This is a genomic window from Cesiribacter andamanensis AMV16, from assembly GCF_000348925.1.
GTDB lineage: Bacteria > Bacteroidota > Bacteroidia > Cytophagales > Cyclobacteriaceae > Cesiribacter > Cesiribacter andamanensis.
On the sequence record NZ_AODQ01000188.1, the window covers coordinates 1 to 6550 of the forward strand.

The 6550-nt window shown below is 53.6% G+C and carries 6 protein-coding genes and 1 pseudogene; all 7 read right to left on the minus strand.

Translation table 11 applies throughout. The features are described 5' to 3' along the window. Window positions 1-1785 (minus strand): M16 family metallopeptidase (locus ADICEAN_RS19910; RefSeq protein WP_161622741.1); only part of this gene is annotated, 1785 nt, incomplete at its 3' end. A 224-nt stretch (window positions 1786-2009) separates the two neighbouring features. Next, window positions 2010-4262: a PAS domain-containing sensor histidine kinase gene (locus tag ADICEAN_RS19915; RefSeq protein ID WP_009197469.1), complete on the minus strand. Its 2253-nt coding sequence runs from the start codon at window positions 4260-4262 to the stop codon at window positions 2010-2012. 174 nt (window positions 4263-4436) lie between these two features. Next, complete coding sequence (locus ADICEAN_RS23640; RefSeq protein WP_009197470.1) at window positions 4437-5075, minus strand: AI-2E family transporter; 639 nt, start codon at window positions 5073-5075, stop codon at window positions 4437-4439. Window positions 5076-5077: 2 nt separating this feature from the next. After that, on the minus strand, window positions 5078-5539 hold the full coding sequence (locus tag ADICEAN_RS23645; protein WP_009197471.1) for an AI-2E family transporter: 462 nt from the start codon (window positions 5537-5539) through the stop codon (window positions 5078-5080). 131 nt (window positions 5540-5670) lie between these two features. Next, window positions 5671-5865, minus strand: coding sequence for a hypothetical protein (locus tag ADICEAN_RS19930; protein ID WP_040398450.1), 195 nt, complete (start codon window positions 5863-5865; stop codon window positions 5671-5673). A gap of 123 nt (window positions 5866-5988) precedes the next feature. After that, window positions 5989-6474, minus strand: a complete 486-nt coding sequence (locus ADICEAN_RS19935) for an erythromycin esterase family protein (RefSeq protein WP_394330777.1) — start codon at window positions 6472-6474, stop codon at window positions 5989-5991. Then, a pseudogene (locus ADICEAN_RS24000) lies at window positions 6467-6544 on the minus strand (hypothetical protein); the annotation flags it as partial. The gene ADICEAN_RS19935 and the pseudogene ADICEAN_RS24000, both read right to left, overlap by 8 nt. Window positions 6545-6550 lie beyond the last annotated feature (6 nt).

A 6550-nucleotide genomic window follows, 5' to 3' on the forward strand; every position in this document is an offset into this window, starting at 1 on the left:
GGTAATGCTTTCCTTATCGGCTACCATGCTGATGCTGGCACCCAGCTGTCCGATGGCATCTTCCAGCTCCTCGGGCGTTTTAGTGGCGGTGCCTTCCATCATCAGGTCGGTCAGCAGGTTGGCAACCCCTACCTTGTTGGGATCTTCCAGGTAGCCACCGCCCATCATGCGCAGGCTTATCTGCACCAGGGGTAGCTCCTCATAGCGGATACTGTACACCTTAAGGCCATTCTCCAGTTGGGTATCCCAGATCTGTGGGGCCGATAGGGTAGGCGCCTGGCCCAGACCGGGCTCCTGGCTGCGGTCAAAGGAGGAAGGGGTACGCTGAATTTCCTTAGCTTCGGCTTCCTCGTCAAAGGTTTCGGTTACGGCAGAAGAGATGTCTTCTTCTTCAATGGCTGCCTGCTGCGAGCCCTCTACAGCCAGATTGAGCTGGCCTTTGGGTACAAATGAAGCAATGATGTGCGGCTTGTTGCGCACGTATTTCTCAAACACGCGCATTACATCGGCCCGGCTTACCTGGCGCGATTTTTCTACCGCTTCCATCAGTTTATCGGGTGAGCCGGCAAATTCATTGTAATACGCCAGCTGGTAGGCTTTGCCAAATACGCTGGTAAGGCCGTTGTAGAAGCTGGTTTCCTGCTTGTTCTTGATGCGGGTAAGGTCCTCTTCGGTAAAGCCGGTAGTGGCAAAGCTATCAAGTGCGGCCTGTACGCTGGCGTATACCTGGTCCAGGTCCTTGCCATCAAAGGCCCGTACCTTGATGTTGAAGGTGCCGGCAAGCTCCTGGCTGCTGTTGTAGGCGCGGGCGCTGGGCGCCAGCTTTTCCCGCTCCACCAGCAGGCGGTACAGGGGGGCACGCTTGCCATCGGCCAGCAGATCACCCAGGATGTCCAGCGCATAGGCATCGTCCTGCAGCATTTGTACAGTAGGCCATACCAGGCTGAGCTCCGGCAGTTTTGCATAGGCATCCTCATGGTATACCTTTTTGGTACTGCTCAGCTGGGGCTGCTGGGCCGGCATTGGCTCCACTTTTTCCTTGTCTTTGATCTCGCCAAAATACTTGTCTACCCAGGCTTTGACCTCTTGCTTGCTAAAGTCACCGGCAATTACCAGGGTGGCATTGTTGGTGCCGTAGTACGTATCGTAAAATTCCTGTACGTCGTCCAGGGTGGCGGCCTGCAGATCGGCCAGGGAGCCTATGGTGAGCCAGTTATAGGGGTGCGACTCAGGATAGAGTGCTTTGTTGATCACATAGCTGGTGTGTCCGTAGGGCTGGTTATCGTAGCGCTGCCGCTTTTCGTTTTTCACTACCAGTTTTTCGTTCTCCAGGGCGGCGCGGGTTACGGTATTGATAAAAAAGCCCATGCGATCGGCTTCCATCCAGAGCACTTTCTCAAGGGCATCCTTGGGGACGGTCTCATAGTAAATGGTGCCATCCGTCCAGGTGCCGCCGTTGAAGGTGCCGCCCAGATCATTGATGCGGCTGAAAAAATGGCCTTTAGGCACGTTTTCGGAGCTTTGAAAGAGCATATGCTCAAAGAAGTGCGCAAAGCCTGTTCTGCCAGGTTTTTCCCGGCTGGAACCTACGTGGTAGAGAATGGATACGGCCACAATGGGGTCGGAAGCGTCCTGATGCAAAATCACCTCCAGGCCGTTGTCAAGGGTGTACTTGTCGTAGGCCAGGTTAAGTCCGGTTTCGGGGGCCACTGCAGCGGGTTCGGCAACAGCCTGAGGAGGCCGGGAGGTTTCGCAGGCAGACGTAGCAGCCAATGCTACCGCCATGCAGGCCGCCCAAGCTTGTTTTCGTAAAATCCTCATTGTTAATGTGTTGATATGAGTGTGTTGATGTAATGAATTCAGCGATAAGGTATGGATTTTATTTTGAAAAATACCCACCGGGCATACGCTTTTCGGACAGTTTTCCGCTTTGGGGAAAGGGCGTAAGCATATCCGGGCAGGGCGTGTTGAAGGGGAGAGCGGTACGGATTGATAAAGTAGGAGGCAGCTTACAGCCCGGTGCTGGGATGCCCTGGAGGGGTGGCATAGGGGCGCAAAAAGCAGAAAAAGGTGCTGCCTTCGCCAGGCAGGCTTTTTACCTTAATTTTGCCGCCATTTTTCTCGATCATCTGGCGAATGAGGTGCAGGCCTATGCCGGTGCCCTTTTTGTAATTGTTCAGCCGCTTAAAGGGCTGAAAGAGCAGATGCTTCCATTTTTTTAGGTCCATGCCTATGCCGTTATCCTGCACCAGCAGCATTACCACATTGCCGCGTATCTCAGTACAGATGGTGATCTGGGGCGGGCGGCCCGGTGCACTGTATTTGATGGCGTTTGAGATGAGGTTGCGCAAAATACTGCTCAGGTAGGCGCGGTTATAGCAGATGCTTTCGCACTGTAAAAAGGTAGTAAGGGCACCCCCGGCTTCCTGCAGTTTGTCCTGCCACTCTTCTTTAAGCTCCTCCAGCAGCTCCTGGAAGGAGATATGCTCGGCATGCAGGTTGCTGTCTTTCTCCAGGCGCAAAATCTCAATAAGGGCATCCAGGGTGCGTTTCAGGTGCTGCACCCCATTGCTCATGGCTGTTACGTACCGGTCCTGCTCACTGGGCACTTTTTCTTCTTTGAAGAAATGCAGCAGCATGTCCAGGTTTACTACCGGTGCGCGCAGGTCATGGGCTACGGCATGCACAAAGGTATCCATGAGCTGGTGGCGATGCTCCAGGTGCTTTACCTGGCGAGCCGCATGCTCTGCCTGTTTTTGCTCGGATGTGTCCAGCATAAAGCCTATGGCCAGCTGGCGCTGTTCATCAAAATAAAAGTGGTTAAAAAAGCTGTTGGACTGCTTGCCCTGCTGATGTTCGGTATGAAAACTTCTGGCCTGTCCCTTTAAAACCTCTCGCAGCTCGGGCTGCAGTTCGGGCAGTACCTGCGCCAGGGGGAGGCCTGCCGCTGATCTGGATGGCCCCTTGAGCCTTGCCAGGCCATTGCCGGCTACCGAAACAATGGTTTCTGTATTGTCGATGGCGATGATGCTTACAGGCAGATTCTCTAAAAACCCGCTGATGATGCGGTCCCTGGACTCCAGTTGTACCTGTCGTTCGATCCGTTCGCTTACATCCTGCACAATACCGATCAGGGTGAGAAGCCGGTCTTTTTGCTCCATTACTCTTGCCCGAAACCAAAGGGTGCGCTGCTGTCCCTGGGGAAGTCTGATCTGCAGGGTAAGTTCCTGCTCGGGCGTGCCATTGAGCAGGCGGTTATAAGCGGCCATTAGCTGCTGCAGGTCGGCAGGTGCCAGCAGGTGGTCCAGCTGGTCGGGGGTTGGTCGGGCATCGGCGGGCAGGCCTATGAGCTTGCGCAACTGGGGGGTAGTGCGCAGTTTTTGAATAGAAGGGTTCCATTCAAAGCAACCGATCTTGGCCAGATCCTGGGTTTCATCCAGAAAGGCAGAGGTTAGCTTCTGTTTGGAGTAATAGCGCTGAACCTGTGTATTATCAAAGCACAGGCCGGCCAGGTACAGGGCTCCCTCAGGGCTGTGAAAGGCGCCGCCGGAAATGGTGATGGATTTGACTTTGCCGGGCACCGGGGTTTTGAAGCGTAGGTGCAGCTGGAAAAAGCCACCTTTGCGCTGTACCTGAAAGACCTGTTTGAGCAGCCGGGTTCTGTCTGCTCTGGAAAAATGATGAAAAAGACTTTGGGGTGTAAAGCCGCTTAGCCTGGGCAATTTCAGCAGGTCCAGCAGGGTTTGGTCCAGCTTCAGACAGCCCTGCTGGGGGGAATATTCCCACTGGCCGGCCCGGTACATATGGGCCAGTACCTGTAGCAGGGGAGCATCGGCCGGCTCTTCGGCGGGGCGGCACTGCCGGGCTACCACATGCCAGCCCAGCAGATCTTTGTATGAACCGGGCAGCGCATGGGCGGTAAGCTCACAGTCTATCCACTGGTGGCCATCCAGGGCCTGCAGGCGGCCTATGGCTGTAACGGCAGCAGGGGTCTCGGTATCGTGGGTCCTGAGCAGTTCTTTGATGAGCCGGGCAGCATCGGTGGGGTGCACCAGCAGGGGAAGCTGCAGCTCGGGTGCTGTGGCAGAAAGCTGCTCTCCGGCATAGATGCTGATTTTTTGAGGATGGATCAGGAAGTGGTAATCCACCCCCTCCGAGGGCCCTGGGGGTGGCATCTTCCAGTCTGGCCCTTTGGTGGTAACGAGGGGGTCAAGGGGCAAAAGCTGGGTAAGAAGAAGGGTGGTACTGCTTTGATACCGCATGCTATTACTAAAATGGGATGTAACCCTGATCGTTTAGTAATATAGAAAATTTGAGAGGTAAAGCACCAGCTATACCAATTTATTTTCTTTAACCTGCAGCCTATAAGTTGTGCATGCAGAGCGTCTTATGTTATCTGCTTCAAGTGCAGCTTTACTACCTGTTGTCGCACCATTTTAGTTGCTAAATATCCCCTTGATTTTATCCACAAGTTTTTTGCTCAGCCCCGAGTCACTTTCATTCTTGTCCTCTCCAATAAGGTAGCCCAGCGGCTCCAGCTGTTTGATGTTGTCAAAAATGATCTTGGCGATGCCCAGCACCGGCATGGCAAGAATTGCGCCTGATATTCCCCAGAGCATTTCTCCGAGAATGACAATGGCAATGGCGAAAAAAGCATTGAGGTCTACCTTCTTGCCCACAACCATGGGTTCCAGCAGGTAGTTTTCAATAAGCTGCACCACGGTGAAGAGTCCTACTACTGCCAGGGCGGTAGAGGTGCCATCATTGATGAGCGCCATGGAAATAGGCAGTATGGCGCCCAGGATATTGCCTACAAACGGTATGATGCCCAGTATGGCTGCCAGCACCCCAAAGAAGATGGCTTGTTCTATGCCAATTACACTCAGACCCACACAGTAAAATACAGCCAGAATGATCATCAGCAGCAGACGGCCGCCCAGATAGTCCTTGGCAACATGTGCTGAGCGCACAATGATCTCATGGGCCTTGTCCCGCCGCTCTTCGGGGGTGTACTGGATGATAAAATTTTTGAAGCGGGCCCGGTACAGCAGCAGTAAAAAGATATACACCAGCATGATCAGGAATTTGCCCAGCGCATTGACGATATAAAAGCCGCCTGCTGCCCCAGCTGCCTGCCGCGCTGGCTGCCCTGCTCCGACAGGGCTTTTTCCTGCCGCTCTTCAGAAATGCCAAAGGTGTCTTCTATGAAAATCTTGGCATCTTCCAGCCGTTGCTCAAAAGCTTCCTGCATTTGCGGCAATTGTTCTACAAAGCCTTTGATCTGGTTGCTTAGCAAAAAGCCAACTCCAAAAAATACGGCCACAAACAGCAGCACCGAAAGAAGGGCCGCCAGTTTGTCATTTACCCCCCAGGCTTCCAGCTTGCGGCAGATTGGCCACAGCAGCATGGCAAACAGGCCGGCAAATACCAGCGGGGATAAAAAAGGCTTTGCATAATAGATGCCTGCAAAGAAGGCCCAGACCGTTAAAAAAATAAGAACTGCCCGTAGCAGGGGCTTGGTGCGGATATGATAGGACATGGCGAAAAAATAGTAGCTGAACTGTACGCTAACAGGAGTATAACTGCTCAGTACTGTTTTTGTTGGGATAGCCTAAACGTTAAAAAAGCCTGCAAGCTGCAGGCTTCTACAAGTATGGTGGTATACGGGTACTATTCTTTTCCTTTAGCCCCATAGGGGGTACTTTGGTTATTTACCTTATCGGTATTGCGGTTGGGGTTGGTGGCCAGGTCGCTTCTGGGCTCATCTATCCCTTCGGTATACTCATCGGCCAGTTGGGCTTTATAATTCAGGTCGGCGGGGCCACGGTCTTTATTGTCCTTAAGCGGAGATTTTGACTTACCCACGTCGCCGGGGTTTCCTTTGCCTTGTGGAGATCTATTGTTTTTTGAACTATCAGTTGCCATATCTATATCGTGTTTAGTGGTTCTACAGTAGTAAAAACGATCCTACCCCTAAAAAGTTATTGCTTAAAAGCCCCAGGGATAGGTGTCGGGCAGGCCGCTTTCCGCTTCTTCCTGCCGCAGGGGGTGCAGCGCCTGACTGTTTTTGAAAAAGAGAAAGGCATCATAGCGTTTGGTAATCCGGGAGGGCACATAGTTTGAGCGACGCTCCTGCTCCGGATTGTATACTACCCCTACGGCGCGATGCAGCACCTTCTGCTGGACGGCATTGGTATGGGCAATTTCTTTGGAAAGAAGATAAAAGCTGTTGCCGGCCTGCTGAAGGGTCTCCTCCCAGCTGCCCTCTCGGGCCGGTGGCAGCTGCATGTGCTCCAGGGGTGCGCCCCAGTACCGTCCCGCTGTAACGCTCCCCTCAAAGGCTCCCAGACCAACCAGCTTTACCTGCTCTGGGCCAAGCTGCTGGCGCGCCAGCTGACCCAGGTTCCAGAGCCCGCCAGCTGCCATATCGGTATAGCGGGCATCCCCTATATGGGGTATTGTGCGCCCACACAATCGCCTTGCTCTCGGGGCCGTGCACCCGCAACAGCTCACTGAGGGTGCTCATCATGTGCTCGTCCCGCAGGTTCCA